General features: G+C 68.5%; 21 protein-coding genes and 1 pseudogene. 10 read left to right on the plus strand and 12 right to left on the minus strand.

The window, feature by feature from the left end; genetic code table 11:
* Nucleotides 1-5: 5 nt before the first annotated feature.
* On the minus strand, nt 6-362 hold the full coding sequence (locus V8J36_RS08840; RefSeq protein WP_336466930.1) for an MmcQ/YjbR family DNA-binding protein: 357 nt from the start codon (nt 360-362) through the stop codon (nt 6-8).
* A gap of 234 nt (nt 363-596) precedes the next feature.
* Between V8J36_RS08840 and cysS the strand changes: the two genes are divergently transcribed.
* From cysS to V8J36_RS08855, 3 genes are read left to right on the plus strand one after another with little or no spacing between them, the layout of a single operon-like run.
* A complete protein-coding gene (cysS, locus tag V8J36_RS08845) occupies nt 597-1994 on the plus strand; it encodes a cysteine--tRNA ligase (protein ID WP_336466931.1) in 1398 nt (465 codons plus the stop codon).
* Nucleotides 1995-2046: 52 nt separating this feature from the next.
* The gene (gene cimA, locus V8J36_RS08850; RefSeq protein ID WP_336466932.1) at nt 2047-3663 is read left to right on the plus strand and encodes a citramalate synthase; all 1617 of its coding nucleotides are present in this window, start codon (nt 2047-2049) and stop codon (nt 3661-3663) included.
* A complete protein-coding gene (locus V8J36_RS08855; protein ID WP_336466933.1) occupies nt 3660-4442 on the plus strand; it encodes a squalene/phytoene synthase family protein in 783 nt (260 codons plus the stop codon). Before cimA ends, V8J36_RS08855 begins: the two co-directional genes overlap by 4 nt.
* On the opposite strand, the gene V8J36_RS08860 is transcribed toward V8J36_RS08855, so the two are convergent.
* The 5 genes from V8J36_RS08860 to V8J36_RS08880 form a co-directional block, all read right to left on the minus strand.
* Entirely contained in the window at nt 4439-4849 is a 411-nt protein-coding gene (locus V8J36_RS08860; protein ID WP_336466934.1) for a TIGR01244 family sulfur transferase, read from the minus strand. The genes V8J36_RS08855 and V8J36_RS08860 overlap by 4 nt on opposite strands.
* Nucleotides 4850-4901: 52 nt before the next feature.
* Entirely contained in the window at nt 4902-5558 is a 657-nt protein-coding gene (gene gph / locus V8J36_RS08865) for a phosphoglycolate phosphatase (RefSeq protein WP_336466935.1), read from the minus strand.
* Nucleotides 5558-6250, minus strand: a complete 693-nt coding sequence (gene rpe / locus V8J36_RS08870; protein ID WP_336466936.1) for a ribulose-phosphate 3-epimerase — start codon at nt 6248-6250, stop codon at nt 5558-5560. The genes gph and rpe overlap by 1 nt, the downstream gene beginning before the upstream one ends.
* 398 nt (nt 6251-6648) lie before the next feature.
* Nucleotides 6649-7830 carry a cytochrome-c peroxidase gene (locus V8J36_RS08875; RefSeq protein WP_336466937.1) on the minus strand — a complete coding sequence of 394 codons (1182 nt, stop codon included), beginning with the start codon at nt 7828-7830 and terminating at the stop codon, nt 6649-6651.
* A 67-nt stretch (nt 7831-7897) separates the two neighbouring features.
* Nucleotides 7898-8938 carry an ATP-binding protein gene (locus V8J36_RS08880; RefSeq protein WP_442902480.1) on the minus strand — a complete coding sequence of 347 codons (1041 nt, stop codon included), beginning with the start codon at nt 8936-8938 and terminating at the stop codon, nt 7898-7900.
* Between the two features lie 202 nt (nt 8939-9140).
* On the opposite strand from V8J36_RS08880, the gene V8J36_RS08885 reads away from it, so the two are divergent.
* Entirely contained in the window at nt 9141-9536 is a 396-nt protein-coding gene (locus tag V8J36_RS08885; protein WP_336466939.1) for a hypothetical protein, read from the plus strand.
* 85 nt (nt 9537-9621) lie between these two features.
* Here the strand turns inward: V8J36_RS08885 and V8J36_RS08890 are convergent, their stop codons facing one another.
* On the minus strand, nt 9622-10140 hold the full coding sequence (locus tag V8J36_RS08890; RefSeq protein WP_336466940.1) for a gamma carbonic anhydrase family protein: 519 nt from the start codon (nt 10138-10140) through the stop codon (nt 9622-9624).
* A 47-nt stretch (nt 10141-10187) separates the two neighbouring features.
* Nucleotides 10188-10853, minus strand: a complete 666-nt coding sequence (gmk, locus tag V8J36_RS08895) for a guanylate kinase (protein ID WP_336467545.1) — start codon at nt 10851-10853, stop codon at nt 10188-10190.
* A gap of 374 nt (nt 10854-11227) precedes the next feature.
* Here gmk and V8J36_RS08900 point away from each other — a divergent pair, with 374 nt between their 5' ends.
* On the plus strand, nt 11228-11893 hold the full coding sequence (locus V8J36_RS08900) for a PAS domain-containing protein (RefSeq protein WP_336466941.1): 666 nt from the start codon (nt 11228-11230) through the stop codon (nt 11891-11893).
* A 103-nt stretch (nt 11894-11996) separates the two neighbouring features.
* Here the strand turns inward: V8J36_RS08900 and V8J36_RS08905 are convergent, their stop codons facing one another.
* Nucleotides 11997-13367 (minus strand): class II 3-deoxy-7-phosphoheptulonate synthase, encoded by a 1371-nt coding sequence (locus V8J36_RS08905; RefSeq protein ID WP_336466942.1) that lies wholly within the window; start codon nt 13365-13367, stop codon nt 11997-11999.
* 353 nt (nt 13368-13720) lie between these two features.
* Between V8J36_RS08905 and V8J36_RS08910 the strand changes: the two genes are divergently transcribed.
* The 4 genes and pseudogenes from V8J36_RS08910 to uvrA all read left to right on the plus strand — a co-directional run bounded on the left by V8J36_RS08910 (nt 13721) and on the right by uvrA (nt 18140).
* Nucleotides 13721-14656, plus strand: a complete 936-nt coding sequence (locus V8J36_RS08910) for a GlxA family transcriptional regulator (RefSeq protein ID WP_442902481.1) — start codon at nt 13721-13723, stop codon at nt 14654-14656.
* Nucleotides 14657-14690: 34 nt separating this feature from the next.
* Nucleotides 14691-14840 carry a hypothetical protein gene (locus V8J36_RS08915; protein ID WP_336466944.1) on the plus strand — a complete coding sequence of 50 codons (150 nt, stop codon included), beginning with the start codon at nt 14691-14693 and terminating at the stop codon, nt 14838-14840.
* Nucleotides 14841-14887: 47 nt separating this feature from the next.
* A pseudogene (locus V8J36_RS08920) lies at nt 14888-15148 on the plus strand (amidohydrolase family protein); the annotation flags it as partial.
* Between the two features lie 118 nt (nt 15149-15266).
* Nucleotides 15267-18140: an excinuclease ABC subunit UvrA gene (gene uvrA / locus V8J36_RS08925; RefSeq protein WP_336466945.1), complete on the plus strand. Its 2874-nt coding sequence runs from the start codon at nt 15267-15269 to the stop codon at nt 18138-18140.
* Nucleotides 18141-18221: 81 nt separating this feature from the next.
* Here uvrA and V8J36_RS08930 read toward each other — a convergent pair whose 3' ends face one another.
* Both V8J36_RS08930 and V8J36_RS08935 read right to left on the minus strand, forming a co-directional pair.
* A complete protein-coding gene (locus V8J36_RS08930; protein ID WP_336466946.1) occupies nt 18222-18638 on the minus strand; it encodes a hypothetical protein in 417 nt (138 codons plus the stop codon).
* 102 nt (nt 18639-18740) lie between these two features.
* Complete coding sequence (locus V8J36_RS08935) at nt 18741-20303, minus strand: helicase HerA-like domain-containing protein (RefSeq protein WP_336466947.1); 1563 nt, start codon at nt 20301-20303, stop codon at nt 18741-18743.
* Between the two features lie 497 nt (nt 20304-20800).
* Between V8J36_RS08935 and V8J36_RS08940 the strand changes: the two genes are divergently transcribed.
* On the plus strand, nt 20801-21451 hold the full coding sequence (locus V8J36_RS08940) for an invasion associated locus B family protein (RefSeq protein ID WP_336466948.1): 651 nt from the start codon (nt 20801-20803) through the stop codon (nt 21449-21451).
* 75 nt (nt 21452-21526) lie between these two features.
* Here V8J36_RS08940 and V8J36_RS08945 read toward each other — a convergent pair whose 3' ends face one another.
* Nucleotides 21527-22735, minus strand: coding sequence for a beta-ketoacyl-[acyl-carrier-protein] synthase family protein (locus V8J36_RS08945; RefSeq protein WP_336466949.1), 1209 nt, complete (start codon nt 22733-22735; stop codon nt 21527-21529).
* Between the last annotated feature and the right edge of the window lie 2 nt (nt 22736-22737).

Raw genomic sequence — 22737 nt, forward strand, 5'->3', positions numbered from 1 at the left:
GTGGCTCAGGCCTCGGGGTCGGGCAGGGTGGCCTGCACCCTCTTCGGCAGGCCCGCGCGCACCGCCCGCCAGCTCTGCCGGATGCGGTGCGAAAGCTCTGCCGCGTCGGCCGACAGCGGCACCGCCACCCACGACCGGTGCAGATAGGCCGCGCGCTCGGCCAGGCCCGCCTCGATCAGCATCGCCGCGGTCTCGACGCTGTCGGTCTTGACCGAGACATGGCTGCCCTTCGCCCCGATCACCGCGAACATCTTACCGCCGATCTTCCAGGCGTCATGGCCCGCGTCCCAGGGATGGTCGAGCACCGCACCCGGAAGGGCGGCGCAGAGCGCATTGGTGCGGGCGCGAAGATCGGGGCTCATGGCGGCAGCCTGCCACGGGCGGCCGGGCGCGGGAAGCCCCCCGGCGCGCCCCGGACATTTCGCTTGCCCCCGGGGCGGGCTTGGCGCTATGGCAGCGCCATGGAACACGCGCGGATCGTCCTGACCCTCTGCATTACCCGCTGACGACGTCAGGCGGGCCGTTCCCTCGTTCTCCCCATGGACAACCGGGCGCCCGCCAGAGGCAGGCAGACCCGCGCGCTTATGGAGGACGGCATGGTCGAGATCAGGCTCCACGATTCGAAGAGCCGCATGAAGCGGGCCTTCACGCCGCTCGATGCGGCGAACGTGCGGATCTACGTCTGCGGCCCGACCGTCTATGACCGCGCGCATCTGGGCAACGCGCGCCCTGTGGTGGTCTTCGACACGCTCTTCCGGCTGATGCGGGCGGTCTACGGGGCCGATCACGTCACCTATGTGCGCAATTTCACCGACGTCGACGACAAGATCAACGCAACGGCGCTGGCGCGGCGCGAGGCCGGGGCCCCCGGCACGCTGGAGGAGCTGATCCGCCAGCGCACCGAGGAAACCATCGGCTGGTATCACGCCGACATGGACGCGCTGGGCGCCCTGCGCCCCACGCGCGAGCCGCGGGCGACCGACTGGATCGGCGAGATGGTGGCGATGATCGGCGACCTGATCGCGCGCGGCCATGCCTATGCGGCCGAGGGCCATGTGCTTTTCGACGTGCGGTCCTTCGCCGATTATGGCCGGCTTTCGGGCCGCTCGGTCGACGACATGATCGCCGGCGCCCGTGTCGAGGTGGCGCCCTTCAAGCGCGACCCGATGGATTTCGTGCTGTGGAAGCCCTCGGATGACGAGCTTCCGGGCTGGGACAGCCCCTGGGGCCGCGGGCGGCCGGGCTGGCACATCGAATGTTCGGCGATGGCGCGCGGGCTTCTGGGCGCCTCGTTCGACATCCACGGCGGCGGCATCGACCTGCAGTTTCCCCACCACGAGAACGAGATCGCGCAAAGCTGCTGCGCGCACCCCGGCGAGGGCTTCGCCACGACCTGGATGCACAACGAGATGCTGATGGTCGAGGGCAGGAAGATGTCGAAATCGCTCGGCAACTTCTTCACGGTGCGCGATCTTCTGGACCGCGACGTGCCGGGCGAGGTGATCCGGATGGTGTTCCTGGGCACGCATTACTCGCGGCCGATGGACTGGACAGCGGAGAAGGCGGGGCAAGCGGAAGCGGCGCTGCGCAAATGGCGGGCGCTCGTCGCGGGCATCGAGCCCGCGCCGAGCGCGGCGCCCTCGGTGATCGCGGCGCTTGGAGACGACCTCAACACGGCGGGCGCCATTGCCGAGCTGCATGCGCTGGCCGCGGCGGGCGATCTGGCGGGGCTGAAGGCCTCGGCGCGGCTGATGGGGCTGCTGGAGGACCACATGGGCGGCTGGGCCGCGGCGCCCGAGGCGGATCTTTCGGGACTGGCGGCGCGGCTTTCGGATCTGCGGGCGGCGGCGATGGCGTCGAAGGACTTCGCGCCGGTCGATGCGATGAAGGCGGCGCTGGTCGCGGCAGGAGTCGAGGTGCGGATGTCGAAGGCCGGGGTCGAGTTGCTGCCGGGGCCGGGCTTCGATGCGGAGAAGGTCGCGGCGCTGGGGTGAAACCTATCGGTTTCATATGTTTGCGCAGTGACATTCAGGGAAGGGATGAGGAATGAAAGAGCGCGTCTATCTTTATGACACGACGCTGCGCGACGGGCAGCAGACGCAGGGCGTGCAGTTCTCGACGCCGGAGAAGATCCGCATCGCCGAGGCGCTCGACGGGCTGGGTCTTGACTATATCGAGGGCGGCTGGCCGGGGGCGAACCCGACCGACAGCGAGTTCTTCGCCCAGGCGCCGCGCACCCGCGCGACCTTCACCGCCTTCGGGATGACCAAGCGCTCGGGCCGATCGGCTGCGAATGACGAGGTGCTGGCGGCGGTGATGAACGCCCGCACGCCGGCGGTCTGTCTGGTCGGCAAGTCGCATTCGGGGCAGGTGCTGCATGCGCTGGGCATCTCGCGCGACGAAAATGTCGAGAACATTCAGGCCTCTGTCGCCCATATCGTCGCCTCGGGGCGCGAGGCGCTGTTCGATGCCGAGCATCTGTTCGACGGCTGGAAGGCCGACCGCGATCATGCGCTGGCCTGCCTGCGGGCGGCGCTGGAGGCGGGCGCGCGCTGGATCGTGCTCTGCGACACCAACGGCGGCACGCTGCCCGACGAGATCGGCCGGATCACCGCCGAAGTGATTGCCGCCGGCATCCCCGGCGACCGGCTGGGCATCCATTGCCATGACGATTGCGGCACTGCCGTCGCGGGCTCGCTCGCCGCGGTCGAGGCCGGGGCGCGGCAGATCCAAGGCACGCTGAACGGTTTGGGCGAGCGCTGCGGCAATGCCAATCTCGTCACGCTCATTCCTAACCTTCTGCTGAAGGAACCCTTCGCAAGCCGTTACGAATGCGGTGTTTCCAAGGCGGCGCTGCCGACGCTGACCCGCGTGTCGCGCCAGCTGGACGACATCCTGAACCGGGTGCCACTGCGCAGCGCTCCTTACGTCGGCGCCTCGGCCTTCGCGCACAAGGCGGGGCTGCATGCCAGCGCGATCCTGAAGGACCCCGGGCATTACGAGCATGTCGAGCCCGCCACCGTCGGCAACGAGCGGGTGATCCCGATGTCGAACCAGGCCGGGCAGTCGAACCTGCGCGCCCGGCTGGCGGCGATGGGGCTGGCGGTCGAGGCGGGCGATGCGCGGCTGGGCCAGATCCTTGACGAGATCAAGCGGCGCGAGGATCAGGGCTATGCCTATGACGGCGCGCAGGCCTCGTTCGAGCTGGTGGCGCGGCGCGCGCTGGGGCTGATGCCGACGTTCTTCGAGGTCGAACGCTACCGCGTCACCGTCGAGCGGCGCCAGAGCGGCACCCTGTCGGAGGCCGTCGTCGTGGTGCGCTGCGGGGGCGAGAAGATGCTCTCGGTCTCGGAATCGCTCGATCGGCAGGGCGCCGACCGCGGCCCGGTCAACGCGCTGTGGAACGCGCTGGCCAAGGACCTCGGGCCCTATCAGGCGGCGATCGAGGGGATGAAGCTCGTCGACTTCAAGGTGCGGATCACGCAGGGCGGCACCGAGGCGGTGACCCGCGTCATCATCGACAGCGAGGACCCCGAGGGGCACCGCTGGTCGACCGTCGGCGTCTCGGCCAATATCGTCGATGCCTCGTTCGAGGCGCTGCTCGACGCGGTGAACTGGAAGCTGGTGCGCGATGCGGCCGTGATCCAGCAGGGCGCGGCATGAGCCTTGAGGACTGCCGGCGGCTGGTGACCGAGGGCGATCCGGCCCGCGCCCATGCGACCCATGCGGCCCCCCCTGAGGCGCAGGCGGTGCTCTGGCCACTGTATGCGCTGAACCTCGAACTGGCGCGGGCGCCCTTCGCCTCGGCCGAGCCGATGGTCGGCGAGATGCGCCTGCAATGGTGGATCGACACGCTGGAACGGGCCGGCGCCGGCGCGGTGCCGCCGCATCACGAGGTCGCGGGCCCGGTGGCCGAGCTGATCGCGACCCGCGGGCTGGACGTGGCGCCGCTGATCGCCAGCGCCGAGGCGCGCAAGCGCGACGCCTGGAACGAGCCCTTCGCCGATCTGGGCGAGGTGCTGGCGCATCTGGATGCGACGGCGGGCGGCCTTCTGGACGCGGCGGTCGCGGGGCTGGGCGGTGATGTGGCCGACCGGGCGCAGGCGCGGGCCGTGGGCCGCGCGCAGGGCGCCGCGAACTGGCTGATGGCGGCGGCGGAACTGGCGGCGCGCGGTCGCGAGGTGTTGCCCGCGGTCGAAGTCGGGGGCGAAGATGCCGCCGTGGCGCTGGCCGCCGCCGGGCTTGCGGCCCTGGCCGAGGCGCGGGCGATGCCGAAGCTGTCGCCCGCCGCGCGGCCCGCGCTTTGGCCCGCGGCCGAGGCCGGGGCGGTCCTGCGCATGGCGCAGGCCGAGCCCGGGCGGATCGCCGCCGGTACGCTCGGCCTGTCGGAATTCGCCCGCCGCTGGCAGAGCCTGCGGGTGGTGATGACCGGGCGCGCTTAACCCAGCGCCGGGGCGATCGGGCGCAGGTCGTAGCCGGCCGAGGCGCCGGCGGCGAGGATCTCGGGCGCCGGGCGCAGGCCCGCCTGCGACAGTCCCCAGAGGAAGGTCGAGCGGGTGCCCGAGCGGCAATAGGCCAGCACCGGTGCCTCGGCCCCGTCCATCACGTCGCGCATCTCGGTGACGAGCGCCGGCGGGAAGCTGCCCGGGAAGACCGGCAGGTAGTGGAAGGTCATGCCGTTCGCCTCGGCCATGGCGCGCATCTCGTCGGCCGAGGGCTGGCCCGGCTCTTCGCCGTCGGGGCGGTTGCAGATCAGCGTGCGATAGCCCTGCGCGGCCGCATCCGCGACCTCGTCCAGCGTCAGCTGCGGGGCGGCGGCGAAACCGTCGATGACGGGGCGGATATCCATGGGGTCTCTCCCTCTTGCGTGCCGCCGATCTAGGCCGGAAGCGGCCCGGGGTTCAACGGCTTTCCTCGAGGCCGGCCACCAGCGCGGGCAGCGCCGCGAAGTCCGAAAACCGTGCGCGGATCTTCAGGTCTTTTAGCGGCACGCGCAGATAACCTTCTGTGAAGAAGATGAAATCCACCTTCGCAGCCTCGGCGCAGGCGGCATCGACCTCGCTGTCGCCGACATAGAGACAGGGTCCGTTGCCAAGCGCGTCGAAAGCCGCCTGCAGCGGCGCGGGATCGGGTTTGCGCACCGGCAGGCTGTCGCCGCCGATCACCACTGGCAGCAGCCGGTCGAGCCCGAAATGCGCCAGCGTTGCCAGCGTCGGACCGTTCGGCTTGTTGGTGCAAAGCGCCAGCGCATGTCCCTGATCTGTCAGGGTTTCCAGCGCCTCGATCACCCCGGGATAAAGCGTCGCGCCGCTGAAATCGGTGGCGTAGAGCTCTTCGAAGGCCAGCCGCATCCGTTCAATCCGCTCGGCGCTGCGCTCAAGCCCCGCCGCGTCGCAGCTGCGGTCAAGAAGCACCGGCAAGCCATTGCCGACGAAGGATTTCACGAGGGTCGAGGGCAGGGGGCTCGCACCCTCCCCGGCCAGCACGCGGTTGGCGATCGCGTGGATCTGGCCGGCCGAGTCGATCAGCGTGCCGTCGAGGTCGAAGGTGATCCGCATCAGCCCGCCGCCGCCGCGACCAGCTTGCGGATGTTCTCGCCGTAGACCTCGGGCTTGTCGACCGAACCGCCTGAAAAGACGGCCGAACCGGCGACGAAGACATCGGCACCGGCCGCCGCGATCTCGGCGATCGTGTCGGGGGCGACGCCGCCGTCGATCTGGATGTGGATGTCGCGGTCACCGATCATCTCGCGCAGGTCGCGGATCTTCTGCAGCTGCGAGCGGATGAACTTCTGGCCGCCGAAGCCCGGGTTCACGCCCATGACGTTGATCAGGTCGAGCGTGTCCAGCAGATGTGGAACGCAATCGATCCCGGTGCCCGGGTTCAGGCACAGGCCGGCTTTCTTCCCAAGCCCTCGAATGGCTTGCAGCGTGCGGTGAATGTGCGGACCGGCCTCAAAATGCGCCGAGATCACGTCGGCGCCGGCCTCGGCGAAGGCCGGCAGATAGGCATCGACCGGCGCGATCATCAGGTGGACATCCATCACGCCCTTGATGTGCGGACGCAGCGCCTTCACCGTCGCGGGCCCGAAGGTCAGGTTCGGAACGAAATGGCCATCCATCACGTCGACATGCACCCAGGGCGCGCCCTGAGACTCGACGGCGCGGCACTCGGCGCCGAAATTCGCGAAATCGGCCGAGAGGATCGAGGGCGCGATCTTCACGCTGCGGTCGAAGCTGGCATAGGGCATGGTCGGGGCTCCGCTGTGGCTGGGGCGCTGTCGATGGTCTGTGTCGATGGTCTGCCTAGCGCTTATCCGGCCCGGGTTTGCGGGTCCAGAGGGCTCAGGGGCGTACGCGCCATTAACAGAGAATTAACATAACGCTGATTATCGGACTTGGTGCAGGCCGTGGCACGCGCCCCCCTGAACCGCGACTTTCGGTCGGTGACCGAATGTCGGACACCGAGGCGCAGAACGCTCAGATAACCCTCTCCGCGGGCCTGAAGGCAACGCGCATCAGATGCCTGGGCCACCAGCGCAAGGACAAACCATTCCAAGCGCGTGGCATCTGCCTTGGCTATCGGACGGAGCCGCTTCACGCCGTCCGCAGTTGCCCCCATGCGCTGCGTCATGAGGCCGGTTTCCACCTATTGCTCGGTCAGAAGCGGTTCGTAGCGGGCATCGGTCAGCGTCTTCAGGAAGGCCACCAGCGCGTCGATCCGCTTGTCGTCCAGCGCCGGCCCGAATTCGAGATCGGTCATCGAAAGTGTTCCCGGCACCTCGGGATCGCCCCAGGGCGCGCCGGTTTCGGGGTTCACCTGCGCCGCGGCGGCGCGGGAATTGTAGCGGTTGTAGAACAGCACCACCGTGCGCAGGTCGGCGAAGACGCCGTTGTGCATGTACGGGCCGGTCACCGCGACGTTGCGCAAGGACGGCACCTTGTACTTGCCGCTTTCCGCCGCGACCTCGGCCGCCGGTAGCAGCGGGTTTTGGCCCAGTCCCAGGTCCGTCGCGCCGACCCCGTTCGCGGCCCGCACCGCGGCATTCGCCGGCACGCCGATGTTGTGGAAGCGGTAGTTGGTGAAGGTCTCGCCGGGCGCCATCGGTTCGGGCTTCAACTGGTGGCAGCGGTTGCAGTTGGTGAACTGGTTCGAGAAGAACAGAAGCCGCCCCAGATCCTCCTGCTTGGTCATCTGGTAGTCGCCTCGCAGCCAGCGGTCATACTTCGAGTCGAAGCTTGAGAAGTCCGCCGAAGCCTCGAAAGCGGCTATGGATTTTCCAAGGGCCTCATAGGCGCTTTCCGCATCATTCAGCACCGTCTCGCCATAGAAACGGCGGAAGGCCGCGACATAGGCGGGCTTTTCGGACAGGCGCGCGACGACCGCGGCATGGTCTGGCTGGCCCATCTCGATCGGGTTCACCGGCGGACCGCCGGCCTGTTCGGCCAGGTCACGGGCGCGGCCGTCCCAGAACTGGCCGCCGATCCAGCCCTGCGCATCCTTGTGGAATGGCGGTGCGAAAGCGGCGTAGGCGGCCGAGGGCGCGTTGCGGTCACCGATCGAGCGGCCGTCATCGCCAAGCGAGACCTGCCGCCCGACCACCGTTTCGCGCGGATCGGTAAAGGCCGAGGCCGGGTCGTGGCAGGTCGCGCAGCTTTGCGTGCGGTTCCGCGACAGGTCGGTGTCATGGAACAGCGCGCGCCCCAGCGCCTCGGGCGTGTCGAAGCCGGGCGTGTCCGCACCTCGCGTCTGCGCCGACGCCACGGCGGCAAGCGCCGCGATCGCGGCCCCGCCGATCACCGACCCAAGGATGCCAGCCCTGCCCCTCATGCGACGCCCCTTCCCCCGACTGGCGCGTCTTTTCGACGAAAACCGTCAGGCTTTCAAGCGTCGCGCGTCACATGTCCGGCAGGATGACGGTGAAGCGGCTGCCGATCCCGCGGGTGCTTTCGATCTTCAGCCGGCCGCGATGGCGGTTGAGGATGTGCTTGACGATGGCAAGGCCCAGCCCGGTGCCGCCCTTCTCGCGCGAGCGGTGGGCGTCGACGCGGTAGAAGCGTTCGGTCAGGCGCGGCAGGTGGATTGCTTCGATGCCCTCGCCGCGGTCGACGACGGCGAAGCAGACCGCCGGACCGCGCAGGCCGGGATCGCGGGCGTCGCGGGTGATCTCGATCGTCACCTTCCGGCCGGCGCCGCCGTATTTCACCGCATTCTCGATCAGGTTCGAGAAGACCTGCGACATCTGGTCGGAATCGGCGGGCAGCGCGATCGGGGCCTCGCCGCCCAGCACCTCGATCTCGACCCCCGCGGCCTCGGACACCGGGCGCAGGGCCGCGATGGCGGCGCGCAGCAGCGCGACAAGATCGATGCGCTCGCCCGGGCGCATGCGTTCCTCCTGCTCGACCCGGCTCAGCGACAGCAGGTCGCGCACCAGCCGGTTCATCCGCTGCGCCTCGCGGCCCATGATGCCAAGGAAGCGGTCGCGGGCGGCGGGATCGTTGCGGGCGGGGCCGGTCAGCGTCTCGATGAAGCCCATCAGCGCGGTCAGCGGCGTGCGCAGCTCGTGGCTGACATTGGCCACGAAGTCGCGGCGCATCTCCTCGACCTTCTCGATGTCGGTGGTGTCGGTCAGCGCGACCAGCGCCGCGCGCCGCCCCAGCCCCTCGACCGCGGACACCCGCACCAGATAGCTGATGTCCTGCAGCGCGCCGGTGCGCAGGATCCGCGTCTCGACCGGGCCACCGCCGGCCAGCACCGTGTCCAGCGCCTCCAGCAGCGCTGGCGTGCGGATCACCGTCACCAGTGGCCGCCCGGGCTCGATCGCGCCGAACAGCGCCTGCGCCGGCAGGTTCGCCCCCAGCAGGCGCTGGTCCTGCCCGACCAGCAGCAGGGGCATGGGAACGGCGGCCAGCAGGCTGTCGACGGGTTCGGCCATGATCTGTTGCTGCTCCGTTGTGCATCTGCCCGGTGGCGGACCTTGGCGGCCCGCGCCTGCGAAGTAAATGCAGAGAAACTGCAAAGCAGAGGTGACGAACCCCTATGTCGTGGTTTAACCTGAGCGCAGCCGCGGATGATGGGAGCGCCCGGGGCTGTTCACTTGAGTGCTAGTCCGGAAGGTGTGTTCCGGTTGGAGGGATGGGATGCCCGCGATCCGTCTGGATCTGTTGTCCGAAACCGTGGCGAGACCGGCGCAGGGAACGCCGCTGCTCGTCGGCGTGTCGCCATTTTTGCGGCGCGCGATCGAAGCCGATCTCGGGCGGGGCTGCCCGTCGGTCGGCTATCACGACCTGTGCGGCGATGTGCTGACCGGCTATGCGCCGCGGCTGGTGATCGCGCCGATGTTCGGCGCCGGCTACGACTGTGTCGAACTGGCGCGGCGGCTGTCGGACCTTGGCTATCGCGGCGCCCTGCGCGCGCTGGGCCCGGTGCTGCCGATGCCGCATCTGGTGCTGGCCGAGGTGGCCGAGGTGACGCAGGGCGAGATCGACTTCGACCTGATGCCGCTGCCGGTCACGGGGCCACGTCGGCTGAATTAGCTGGCCGGCGCGGCTCGGACGCGCGTCACAACGACGATCGGGACCCGGGGCAGACCCCGGGTCACGCAGAGGATTTGGCCCCGGATCAAACCGGGCGCATCCCGTCGCGGAAGCGGCGGGCGTTTGCCTGATACCGCGCCGCAAGGTGGCGCATCTGGGCCTGACGTTCGGCGTCAAGCTCGCGGATGATCTTGCCCGGGCTGCCCACGACCATGCTGCCCGGCGGGATCACCGCGTTTTCCTTCACCAGCGCCCCGGCCCCGATCAGCGAGCCCGCGCCGATCTTCGCGCCGTTCAGGATCAGCGCGCCCATGCCGATCAGGCAGCCGTCGCCGATCTCGCAGCCGTGCAGCATCGCCTTGTGTCCCACCGTCACGTCGCGGCCCACGATCAGCGGATACCCCGGGTCGGTGTGGCAGACCACGTTTTCCTGAAGGTTCGAGCCGCGGCCAAGGCGGATCTCCTCGTTGTCGCCGCGCAGCGTGCAGTGGAACCAGACCGAGGCCTCGGCCTCGATCACCACCTTACCGATCAGCGCGGCCTCGGCCGCCACCCAGGCGCTGTCGTCGATCTGCGGTGCGATGCCGTCCAGCGTGTAGATCATCCGTTCTCCTCCCCGGTCTTCATGTCTCGGTCTTCAAGTTTCGGTCTTCATGTCTCGGTCATCAGGTCGCGCACGAAGCCGCCCAGCCAGGGCTGGCGGTCGCGCCGCTCGCGCTCGGCTTGCAGAATCCCGATCAGCTGCCGCTCGGCCGTGTCGAGATCGCGGTTCACCAGCACGTAATCGTATTCCGCCCAGTGGCTGATCTCGTCGCGGCTCTTCGCCATCCGGGCCGAGATGACCTCGTCGCTGTCCTGGGCCCGGCCGCGCAGGCGGCGCTCGAGCTCCGCCAGCGAGGGCGGCAGGATGAAGACCGAAACCACGTCGCGCCCCAGCGCAGAAGAACGGATCTGCTGGCCGCCCTGCCAGTCGACGTCGAAGAGCGTGTCGCGCCCCTCGGCCATCGCCGCCTCGACCGGGCCGCGCGGGCTGCCGTAGAGGTTCCCGAACACCTCGGCATGTTCCAGCATCTGGCCCTCGGCCACCATGGTCTGGAACTGCTCGCGCGAGCGGAAGAAGTATTCGCGCCCCTCGACCTCGCCCGGACGCGGGGCACGGGTGGTCGCCGAGACCGAGAATCGCAGGCTGGGATCCCAGTCCATCAGCCGGCGCGAGAGCGTCGATTTGCCGGCGCCCGAGGGCGAGGACAGAATCAGAAGCAGCCCCTTGCGCCGCCCCTCGGGGGCCGTCTGCGGTTTGTGGCTGTCGAGCGTCATGATCCTGCCTGTCTCTTGGTCGTTTCCGCCCTGCTTCGCGGCAGGGACGGCCAGCGTCAAGCCCGTATCCTGCGAGAAAAAACTGCTGTTGCACCAACAAAGATGCAAAGGCCCGGCAGGATTAACCAGTTGAAAACTTTCTGCACGCGAGCGCCCCATTTCCGACTATATTAACCGGCAGTTAAGTGTTCCGAAGCGATGGTTAACGCGGGGGAACTTAGCTCCGGGACGACAGGCTTCGGGCACCGTGGAATGGGTGTCACGACCGGCTCGGTTTTGTGTGACGACAGCGCTGCCGCTGTCGGGGTGTCGGTAATCGTGGCGGACGGATTCCGCGCGTGCGGGTTATGGAAAAGATGACGAAAAAATTAGGCATGATCGAGAACGTTCGCTCCTACTGGCGCAGCCTCTGCGGCGACAGGCCCGTCCCGGCCCGGTCCGAGGTTGATCCCCGCGCGCTGCAGGGCGCGCTCGACAATGCTTTCATCCTGGAGCGGATCGCTCCTTCGGTTGCGCGGTTCCGCGTGGCCGGCGCCCATCTGACCGACCTGATCGGCATGGAGGTCCGCGGCATGCCGCTGACCGCCCTCTTCGCCCCGCGCGCCCGCCAGCAGGTGACGATGCGGCTGGAAGAGGCCTTCAGCCGCCCCGCGATCCTCGACCTGACGCTGGCGGCCGAAACCGGCTTCGGCAAGCCTGAGATGACCGGCCACCTGATGGTGCTGCCGCTGGCCAGCGACCTTGGCGACGTGTCGCGCGCGCTGGGCGTGTTCTGGTCCGAAGGCACGATCGGCCGCACCCCGCGCCGGTTCGAGGTGACCTCGGAACGCCTCACGCTCTGCCAGGGCGATGCCACGCTTTCGACCGGGCAATACACCTCGGTCCCCGGCTTCTCGGAGCCGCGCTTCGACTTCCTCGCGGCCCTCGGCTCGAACCGAAAGCGCGAGCCGGCGCCGGAAACCATGGTCGAGCCCGCGCCGCTGCTGCCCGCCACCCCCGAAGAGCGCCGCGCGATGTTCCGCGTCGTCGGGTCCGACTGATCCCAAACGGAACAGGGCGCGACCTTCGCCGCGCCCTGCCCCGATCCAGTTCTGCGCGCCGCGGCCCCCGGGACCGCGGCGTTGTCGTCTCCGCCCGCTTCGGTCAGAAGCCCGCGGCGCGGCTCAGCCGGCGGCGGTCGTTCAGCTCCTCGGCGACGAGGAAGGCCAGTTCCAGCGCCTGGCTGGCGTTCAGCCGCGGATCGCAGGCGGTGTGGTAGCGGTCCGAGAGGTTCTCGTCCGTCACCGCGCGCACGCCGCCGGTGCATTCGGTCACGTCCTTGCCGGTCATCTCGAAATGCACGCCGCCGGGGATCGTGCCCTCGGCCTTGTGGATCTGGAAGAACTCGCGGACTTCGCGCAGCACGCTTTCGAACGGCCGGGTCTTGTAGCCCGAGGCCGCCTTGATCGTGTTGCCGTGCATCGGGTCGCAGGACCACAGGACCTTGGCGCCCTCGGCCTCGACGGTGCGGATCAGCCGCGGCAGGTGGTCGCCCACCTTGCCGGCGCCGAAGCGCGCGATCAGCGTCAGCCGGCCCGGCTCGTTCTCCGGGTTCAGCTTGGCCATCAGCACCTTCAGATCCTCGGCCGTGGTCGAGGGGCCGCATTTCAGCCCGATCGGGTTCTGCACGCCGCGGCAGAACTCGACATGCGCGCCGTCGGTCTGACGGGTGCGGTCGCCGATCCAGATCATGTGGCCAGAGCCTGCGACCGGAACGCCGGTGGTCGAGTCGATCCGGCACAGCGCCTCTTCATACTCCAGCAGCAGGGCTTCGTGGCTGGTGTAGAAGTCGACCGAGCTCAGCTCGTGCGCCGTGGCCGAGGTCACGCCGGCCGCGGTCATGAAGTCGAGCGCATCCTCGATCCGCTGGGCGATGTTGCGGTAGTTCGCGGCGGCCGGCTCTTCGATGAAGCCCGCCATCCAGCTTTGCACCCGGTGGATGTCGGCATAGCCGCCGGTCGAGAAGGCGCGCAGCAGGTTCAGCGAGGCCGCAGCCTGGGTATAGGCCTGCAGCATCCGGTTCGGATCGGGGATCCGCGCCTCGGGCGTGCCCTCGAAGCCGTTGATGATATCGCCGCGGTAACTCGGCAGCTCGATCCCGCCGACCATCTCGGTGGGGGCAGAGCGCGGCTTGGCGAACTGGCCCGCCATCCGGCCGACCTTGACCACCGGCACCTTGGCGCCCCAGGTCAGCACGATCGCCATCTGCAGCATCACCTTGAAGGTGTCGCGGATGTTGTCGGCGCTGAATTCCTGGAAGCTTTCGGCGCAGTCGCCGCCCTGCAGCAGGAAGGCTTCGCCCTTCGCGGCAGCGCCGAGAGCTGCCTTCAGTTTGCGCGCCTCGCCGGCGAAGACGAGCGGCGGATACTTGGACAATTGTGCCTCGACGGCCGCGACCGCCGAGGCGTCGGGATAGTCGGGCATCTGGATCCGCGGCTTCGCGCGCCAGTCCGATTTCTTCCAGGCCTTGGTCATAGGGGTCCCTCCTTGAGGCACGCGCAAGCAGGCGCGGCACCGCCGGGCTTATAGCTCTGCCGGGCCCGCCTGCCTAGCCGTCAATGTGTCCGGCCGGACCCGCCCCGCGGAACCGAAACATGCCCCGAAAACTCCGCTTGCGGCGCATCGGATTCCCTGCTTCTGTGCCTTCCGAAACGACATATCTGGGTCGCAAAATGGCCACCGGACGCCTGGCACCGCCGCCTTCCCGCCTGCAAGCCCCGCGCCCCGCCGAAGGGCGCCGCCCTGCCCCGGCCAAGGCCGAGGCCGGCCGCCGCGGCAAGGACGCCCCGCCGCGGCGCTTCGTCTTCCTGCTGCTCGACCGCTTCACGATGCTGAGCTTCGCCGGCGCGATCGAGCCGCTGCGCATCGCCAACCGCATCGCCGGCAAACCGATCTACGAATGGAAGCTGGCGGGCGAAGGCGGGATCGAGGCGACCTGCTCGAACGGGGCCTCGTTCAAGCTGGACATGGGGCTTGAGGAGATCGAGCGCGACGACACCGTGCTGGTCTGCGGCGGCATCGACGTGGCCGAGGCGACTTCGAAGCCGATCCTGAACTGGCTGCGCCGCGAGGCACGGCGCGGGGCGGCGATCGGCGGGCTCTGCACCGGGGCCTGGGCGGTCGCCAAGGCCGGGCTGCTGGACGGCAAGCGCGCCACGATCCACTGGGAGAACCAGGACAGCTTCCTTGAGGAATTCGAGGAGGTGCGGCTGACCAAGTCGGTCTTCGTCGTCGACGGCAATCGGCTGACCACCGCGGGCGGCACCGCCTCGATCGACCTGATGCTGAAGCTGATCGCCGAGGACCATGGCGAGGACATCGCCAACACCGTCGCCGACCAGCTGATCTATTCCTCGATCCGCACCGACCAGGACACCCAGCGCCTGTCGATCCCGACCCGGATCGGCGTCCGCCACCCGAAGCTGAGCCAGGTCATCCAAATGATGGAGCAGGCGATCGAAGAGCCGATCAGCCCCGCCGATCTGGCCGAGGACGTGGGCATGTCGACGCGGCAGCTGGAACGGCTGTTCCGCCGCTATCTCAACCGCAGTCCCAAGCGCTACTACATGGACCTGCGGCTGTCGAAGGCGCGCAACCTGCTGATGCAGACCGACATGAGCGTGATCAACGTGGCGCTGGCCTGCGGCTTCGCCAGCCCCTCGCATTTCTCGAAATGCTACCGGGCGCATTACGCCACCACCCCCTACCGCGAACGCGGCAGCCACGGCAGCCATCCCGCCGCCCCGCAGCGCCTGTCGATCTGACCGGCGCGGGCCTTTGCCCCGCGAAAGGCTCGCCATGCCCGAAGCCGCACCCGAGGCCCGCCCGGAGCCTCGGCCAGAACCTCGCATCGGCAGCCACCTGCACGTCTTCGACCCGGCGCGCTTCCCCTGTGACCCGGCCTCGCCCTACAAGCCCGCCGGGGCCGAGATCGGCACCCCGGCCTAGATCGCCCGGCTGCTGGCGTCCCATGACATGCGCCACGCGCTGCTGGTGCTTGGGTGAAGATGCCGGGCCAATCGAAGTTCTCGGCCCACGAGGCGCCCTATCCCGACACCGCGCCCTATTTCCAAGCACGGCTGGCCGCCTTCGGGCCCGGACGCTGCCTGTGGGGCTCTGACTGGCCGCATCTGCGCGCCCCCGCCCGCATCGGCTACGGCCCCCTGATCGCGCTGTCGCGGCCGCTGCTGCCCGATCCCGCCGACCGCCGCGCGGTGCTCTGGGAAACGCCGCGCCGGCTCCTCGGCTTCGACTGACGCCCACTGGTGGATCTGTTTACCCTTTGTTCGCATTTCGGGGTTGGAGACTCGGCCGCCCTGTCCTACATCTTGCCGGTCCCGCCGCCTTCCCCCCGGCGGGCCGATGGGGTGCGACATGGCAGAGCAGAAGTTCATCGAGGTCCGCGGTGCGCGCGAGCACAACCTCAAGGGCGTCGATGTCGACATCCCGCGCGACCAGTTCGTGGTGATCACCGGGCTTTCGGGCTCGGGCAAATCCTCGCTGGCCTTCGACACGATCTATGCGGAAGGCCAGCGCCGCTATGTCGAAAGCCTGTCGGCCTATGCCCGGCAGTTCCTCGACATGATGGGCAAGCCGGATGTCGACCACATCTCGGGGCTGAGCCCCGCGATCTCGATCGAGCAGAAGACCACGTCGAAGAACCCGCGCTCGACGGTGGGGACCGTCACCGAGATCTACGACTACATGCGCCTGCTTTGGGCGCGCGCCGGCACGCCCTATTCGCCCGCGACCGGCCTGCCGATCGAGGCGCAGCAGGTGCAGGACATGGTCGACCGCACCATGGCCCTGCCCGAAGGCACCCGCGCCTATCTGCTGGCGCCGATCGTGCGCGACCGCAAGGGCGAGTACCGAAAGGAGATCGCCGAGCTTCGCAAGCAGGGCTACCAGCGCCTGAAGGTCGACGGCGCCTTCTACGAGATCGACGAGGTCCCGGCGCTGGACAAGAAGTTCCGCCATGACATCGACGTGGTCGTCGACCGGATCGTGGTGCGCGAGGGGCTGGAAACGCGGCTAGCGGATTCGTTCCGCACCGCGCTGGATCTGGCCGAGGGCATCGCGCTGCTCGAGCTTGCGGCCCCCGCCGACGCGCCCGAGGGCTGGGAAGCCGAACGCATCACCTTCTCGGAAAAATTCGCCTGCCCGGTGTCCGGCTTCACGATTCCGGAAATCGAGCCGCGGCTGTTCTCGTTCAACGCCCCCTTCGGCGCCTGCCCGGTCTGCGACGGGCTGGGGATGGAGCTGTTCTTCGATGAACGCCTCGTGGTCCCCGACAGCGCGCTGAAGCTGCCCGAGGCGATCGCGCCCTGGGGCAAGTCGAAAAGCCCGTTCCAGACCCAGACCATCGACGCGCTGTCCAAGCACTACGGCTTCGAGCGCAAGGCGAAGTGGAAAGACCTCTCGCCCGAGGTGCAGGACCTGATCCTGCACGGCTCGAAGGGGGAAGAGATCAAGTTCCGCTTCGACGAGGGCGGCCGGGTCTACGAGGTCTCGCGCAGTTTCGAGGGCATCATGCCCAACCTCGAACGCCGCTACCGCGAGACCGACAGTGCCTGGTCGCGCGAAGAGATGGAGCGCTATCAGAACAACCGCCCCTGCCATGCCTGTTCGGGCTACCGCCTGAAGCCCGAGGCGCTGGCAGTGAAGATCGGCGGGCTGCATGTCGGCCAGGTGGTCGAGATGTCGATCCGCGAGGCGCATGACTGGGTCGGCACCGTGCCCGCGGCCCTGTCGCACCAGAAGAACGAGATCGCCCGCGCGATCCTGAAGGAAATCCGCGAACGCCTTGGCTTCCTTGTGAATGTCGGGCTCGATTACCTGACGCTGTCGCGCGCGGCCGGCACGCTTTCCGGCGGCGAAAGCCAGCGGATCCGGCTGGCCTCGCAGATCGGATCCGGGCTGACGGGGGTGCTCTACGTGCTCGATGAGCCCTCGATCGGGCTGCACCAGCGCGACAACGACCGCCTGTTGACGACGCTGAAGAACCTGCGCGATCAGGGCAACACCGTGCTGGTGGTGGAACATGACGAGGATGCGATCCGGCATGCGGATTACGTCTTCGACATCGGCCCCGGCGCCGGGGTGCATGGCGGACAGGTCGTCAGCCACGGCACGCCCGATCAGGTCCAGGCCGACCCCGCCTCGCTCACCGGGCAGTATCTGGCCGGCACGCGCGAGATCGCGGTGCCGAAGGTCCGGCGCAAGGGGAACGGCAAAAAGCTGGTCGTCGAAGGGGCTTGCGGCAACAACCTCAAGAACGTGACCGCCGAGTTCCCGCTGGGCAAGTTCGTCTGCGTCGCCGGCGTCTCGGGCGGCGGCAAGTCGACGCTGACCATCGAGACGCTCTACAAGACCGCGGCGATGCGCCTGAACGGCGCGCGCGAGACGCCCGCGCCCTGCGACACGATCAAGGGGTTCGAGCATCTCGACAAGGTCATCGACATCGACCAGCGCCCGATCGGCCGCACCCCGCGCTCGAACCCCGCGACCTATACCGGCGCCTTCGGACCGATCCGCGACTGGTTCGCGGGCCTGCCCGAGGCGCAGGCCCGCGGCTACAAGCCCGGGCGCTTCTCGTTCAACGTGAAGGGCGGCCGCTGCGAGGCCTGCCAGGGCGACGGCGTCATCAAGATCGAGATGCACTTCCTGCCCGACGTCTATGTCGAATGCGAGACCTGCAAGGGCAAGCGCTACAATCGCGAAACGCTGGAAATCAAGTTCAAGAACAAGAGCATATCAGATGTTCTTGATATGACGGTCGAAGATGCGCAGGGCTTCTTCTCTGCCGTGCCCTCGATCCGCGAGAAGATGGACGCGCTGGTCCATGTGGGCCTTGGCTACATCAAGGTCGGCCAGCAGGCGACGACGCTGTCGGGCGGCGAGGCGCAGCGGGTGAAGCTGTCGAAGGAACTCAGCCGGCGCGCGACGGGCCGAACGCTCTACATCCTCGACGAGCCGACGACCGGCCTGCATTTCGAGGATGTCCGCAAGCTGCTGGAAGTGCTGCATGAACTGGTCGAACAGGGCAACACCGTCATCGTGATCGAGCACAACCTCGACGTCATCAAGACCGCCGACTGGATCATCGACATCGGCCCCGAGGGCGGCGATGGCGGCGGCGAGATCGTGGCCGCCGGCACCCCGGAAGCAGTGGCCGAGGCAGAGCGCAGCCATACCGGGCGCTACCTGAAGCCGATGCTGAAGATCAAGAAGAAGGTCGCCGCGGAATAGGCTGACCTGAAAAAATAAAAACGGGGCGGCGGCCAGTGGCCCCGCCCCGTCCTGCGCCGTCCGGTACCCTCCCCGATACGGTCAGCGCAGCAGCCGGTTGGCGCTGGTGTCGACGACCTCGATCACCTTCAGGCTCGCGGCATCGACGCGGTAGGTGTCGCCCTCGACCCGGTAATAGCGCCAGTTGCCGTTCACCGCCGGCAGGCCGTAGCGCGGCGGGTCCATCAGGATGTTGTGCTTGTAGACCGGGAAGTCGTCGCCGATCTGGAAGGCCGGCAGGTGCTTCTGGCTGGCCGGGACCACGATGCGCTTGGGGCCAAGGCTGGCCGCGGGCTTGGCATCGTCGGGCGAGATCGTCGCCAGCGTCAGCTTGCAATGGTCGCGCATCAGGGCTTCGGCCGAGCCGCCCTGGCAACCGGTGTTGGCCAGGGCGAGGCCGGGCAGAGCGGCGGGTGCAAGAACGAGGGCCGCGAAGGCGGCCTTACGCAGAAGGGACATCGTCGGCTCCCGTGTGACGGTGGCTGGGTTGCCGGGTCAACCCGCCAGATCGTTAACGGTTCCGTGAAAACGCGCGTTTCCGCCGATTGCGCCTGCGCAGCCTCAGCGGGACTTGAAGAGGCTGCCGAGGATCCCACGCACGATCGTCCGCCCGGCCTGGCTGCCGATCTGGCGCGCAAGGCTTTTGCCGAAGGTCTCGACGATGCTGTCCGACCGGCTCGACCGCGAACCGGCACGCGAGGTCGAGCGCCCAACCGCCTTGCCCTCGTATCGGCGGGCCTTCGCGAATTCGCGTTCCTCCTCCTTGGCGCGGGCCTCGCGTTCCTCGGCCTCTTCGGCGGCGCGGGCGGCCGCGGCGGCGCGGTCGCGCAGCATCTCGAAGGCCGAGACCCGGTCGACGCTGCGCCCGTAGGTCGCCTGCAGCCCGGTCGCGGTGATGGCGGCGGCGCGTTCCTCGGGGGTGATGGTGCCCAGACGGCTCATCGGGGGGCGGATCAGCGTGCGCTGGGCCATGCCCGGCGCGCCCTTGGCCTCGAGGAACGAGGTCACCGCCTCGCCGGTGCCGACCTCTCGGATCGCGGTCTCGGTGTCGAAGGCGGGGTTGGCGCGGTAGTTCTGCGCGGCCTTCGACAGCGCCTTCTGGTCCTTGGCGGTGAAGGCGCGCAGCGCGTGCTGCACCCGGTTGCCGAGCTGGCCAAGGATATCGTCGGGCACGTCCTCGGGGTTCTGGGTGACGAAATAGATGCCGACGCCTTTCGAGCGGATCAGGCGCGCAACCTGTTCGACCTTGTCGGTCAGCGCCTTGGGGGCGTCGTCGAACAGCAGATGCGCCTCGTCGAAGAAGAACACGAGCCGGGGGCGGTCGGGATCGCCGACCTCGGGCAGCTCTTCGAACAGCTCGGACAGCAGCCACAGCAGGAAGGTCGCGTAGAGCCGGGGCGCGCCCATCAGCTTTTCGGCGGCCAGGATGTTGATCTGGCCGCGCCCGCCCGTGCCGGTGCGCATCATGTCGCCAAGCGCCAGCGCGGGTTCCCCGAACAGCCGGTCGCCGCCCTGCCCGTCCAGCACCAGCAGCTGGCGCTGGATCGCGCCGACCGAGGCCGGCGAGATGTTGCCGTAGCGCAGGCCGATCTCTTTCGCATGCTCGCCTACGAAGGTCAGCATCGCCTGCAGATCCTTGAGGTCGAGAAGCGCCAGCCCCTCTTCGTCGGCGATGCGGAAGGCGATGTTCAGCACCCCTTCCTGCGCATCGGTCAGGTCCATCAGCCGCGACAGCAGCAGCGGCCCCATCTCGGACACCGTGGTGCGCACCGGGTGGCCAAGCTCTCCCCAGATGTCCCAGAAGGCGACCGGGAAGGCGTCATAGGTCAGATCGTAGCCGATCTGCGCGGCGCGCTCGCTGAAGGGTGCGTGCAGCTTGCCGGTGGCCGAGCCCGGCATCGCCAGCCCGGCGAGATCGCCCTTCACATCGGCCAGCACCACCGGCACGCCGGCCAGCGAGAAGCCCTCGGCCAGGGTCTGCAGGGTGACGGTCTTGCCGGTGCCGGTCGCGCCGGCCACCAGCCCGTGGCGGTTGCCGTATTTCAGCAGGAGCCGCTGCGCCTCGGCATGGCCGGCGCCGCCGCCGCCCACGAAGATCGTGCCCTCATCGACCGCTGCCGCCATGTCCGCCTCCTGCAGGTCCGTGATGTACCGACGCGTTTCCACCGCTGCCACAATAGCTTGTTAATGCCTCGCTGCCAGTCTGGCATTGCGGAGCGCCCGCATGCGCTGCGGGGCTTCGCTCTCTTCCTCCCTGTCCAACTCGCCGCGTCCGATCCTCGGGCGCGGCCTTTTCCCGCCGGTCGCCAAAATAGGGAAAATATTCCCTTGTGCGGCGCATTCTTCGCGTTCATCGGCTGTTGACGCAGGCGTCATGAAACCTTAGCGTCCCGATCAATGACTAAGTCGGCCAGTCCGACGGGGAGAAAAGACCGCTCGAAGGGGCCCCTCGCGGGGCCCTTTTCCTTTGGCGGATCGTGCCGCCATCCGGCGCCGAATGCCTTGATCGCGCGGGCCGGACACGGGCACGCGAGCGCCCCGGCGCGGCGCGTTTTCCCCCTGACACTCCCCCAACCCCATGCTAGACCCCGCCAGACTCTAGTCTGAGGAGACGGACCAGGATGACCGATTTCACCTTCGCGCGGTTCTCGACGGTGGCCGCCCTTGCGCTCGGCCTTGCGCTGCCGGTGAGCGGCTTCGCGCAGACCGCCGACGCCCCCGCGACCGCCGCCCCGGCAGCCCCCGCCGCCGACGCGCCCGCCGCTGCCCCCGCAGAGGGCCAGAAGGCCGATGGCCCGGGCACGACCTATATCGAGGCGACCCACGGCGACTGGCAGCAGCGCTGCATCCACACCGAGGACGGCACCGATCCCTGCCAGCTGTTCCAGCTGCTGAAGGACCAGAACGGCAACTCGGTGGCCGAGTTCAGCCTGTTCGGCCTGCCCAAGGGCCAGCAGGCGGTGGCCGGCGCCACGATCATGACCCCGCTCGAGACGCTGCTGACCGAGCAGGTCACGCTGCAGATCGACTCGTCCGAGGCCAAGCGCTATCCGTTCACCTTCTGCGCGCCGCAGGGCTGCGTGGCCCGCGTGGGCTTCACCCAGGCCGAGATCGACGCGATGAAGAAGGGCAACAAGGCGACGATCTCGATCTCGCCGCTGGCCGCCCCGAACCAGAAGGTCGCGCTGAACGTCTCGCTCAAGGGTTTCACCGCCGGGCTCGACGCGGTGAACGAGGCCAACAAGGACTCGATCCTGAAGCCGCGCAACTGACGCGTCTTCGATCAGCCAGACAGGCGAACGGCGGTCCCCCGGGGCCGCCGTTCCGCATTTCAGCGGTCAGGTCGTTCAGGCGCGACGCAGCGCGATCACGGCGTTCAGGCCCCCGAAGGCGAAGGCGTTCGACAGCGCCACCTCGACCCGTGCCTCGCGCGCGGTGTTGGGCACCACGTCCAGCGCGCATTCCGGGTCCGGCTCTTCATAGCCCAGCGTGGGGGCGATCACGCCCTCGGTCAGGGCCATCAGGCAGGCCAGAAGCTCGACCGCGCCGGTGCCGCCGATGCAATGGCCATGCGCCGACTTGGTGGACGAGATCATCAGCCGGTCGGCATGGGTGCCGAAGGCATGGGCGACGGCGGCGCTTTCGGTCTTGTCGTTGGCCGCGGTGCCGGTGCCATGCGCGTTGATGTAGCCCACGTCCGAGGGGTTCAGCTTCGCATCGCGCAGGCAGCCGATGATCGCGCGCTCGGCGCCCTGCTGGCTGGGCATCACGATGTCCGAGGCATCCGAGGACATGGCGAAGCCGATGACCTCGGCCAGGATCGTGGCACCGCGGGCGCGGGCGTGGTCGTAATCCTCGAAGACGAAGACCCCGGCGCCCTCGCCCTGCACCATGCCGTTGCGGTTGGCGCTGAACGGGCGGCAGGCGTCGCGCGACATGACGCGCAGGCCTTCCCAGGCCTTGATGCCGCCGAAGGTCAGCATCGCCTCGGATCCGCCGGTGATCATCACCTTGGCCATGCCCGAACGCACCATGTTGAAGGCCTGCCCCATCGCGTGGTTAGACGAGGCGCAGGCGGTCGAGACGGTGAAGGCCGGGCCGCGCAGGTTCCATTCCATCGAGACGTGGCTCGCGGCGGCGTTGTTCATCAGCTTCGGCACGACGAAGGGATGGACGCGGTTCTTGCCCTCTTCGTAGACCAGCCGGTAGTTCTCATCCCAAGTGTTCATGCCCCCGGCGGCGGTGCCAAGGACCACCCCGGTCTCGTAGCCGAGATTGCCGGAAAAGCTGAGCCCCGACTGCTCGATCGCCTGCCGCGCTGCGATCAGCGCGAACTGGGTGAAGCGGTCGTAAAGCGCGATCTGCTGGCGGTTGAAGCGGGTTTCGGGGTCATAGCCCGTCACCTGCCCGCCGATGCGGATCGACAGCCGCTCGACATCGCGGAAGGCCAGGGGGCCGATGCCGCAGCGGCCTTCGCGGAAGGCCTCGTAGGTTTCGGCGACGGTATGGCCCAGCGCATTGATCGTGCCGGCCCCGGTGATCGCGACGCGGGCCAAGG

The sequence above is a fragment of the Frigidibacter sp. MR17.14 genome, from assembly GCF_037095735.1.
Taxonomy (GTDB): domain Bacteria; phylum Pseudomonadota; class Alphaproteobacteria; order Rhodobacterales; family Rhodobacteraceae; genus Frigidibacter.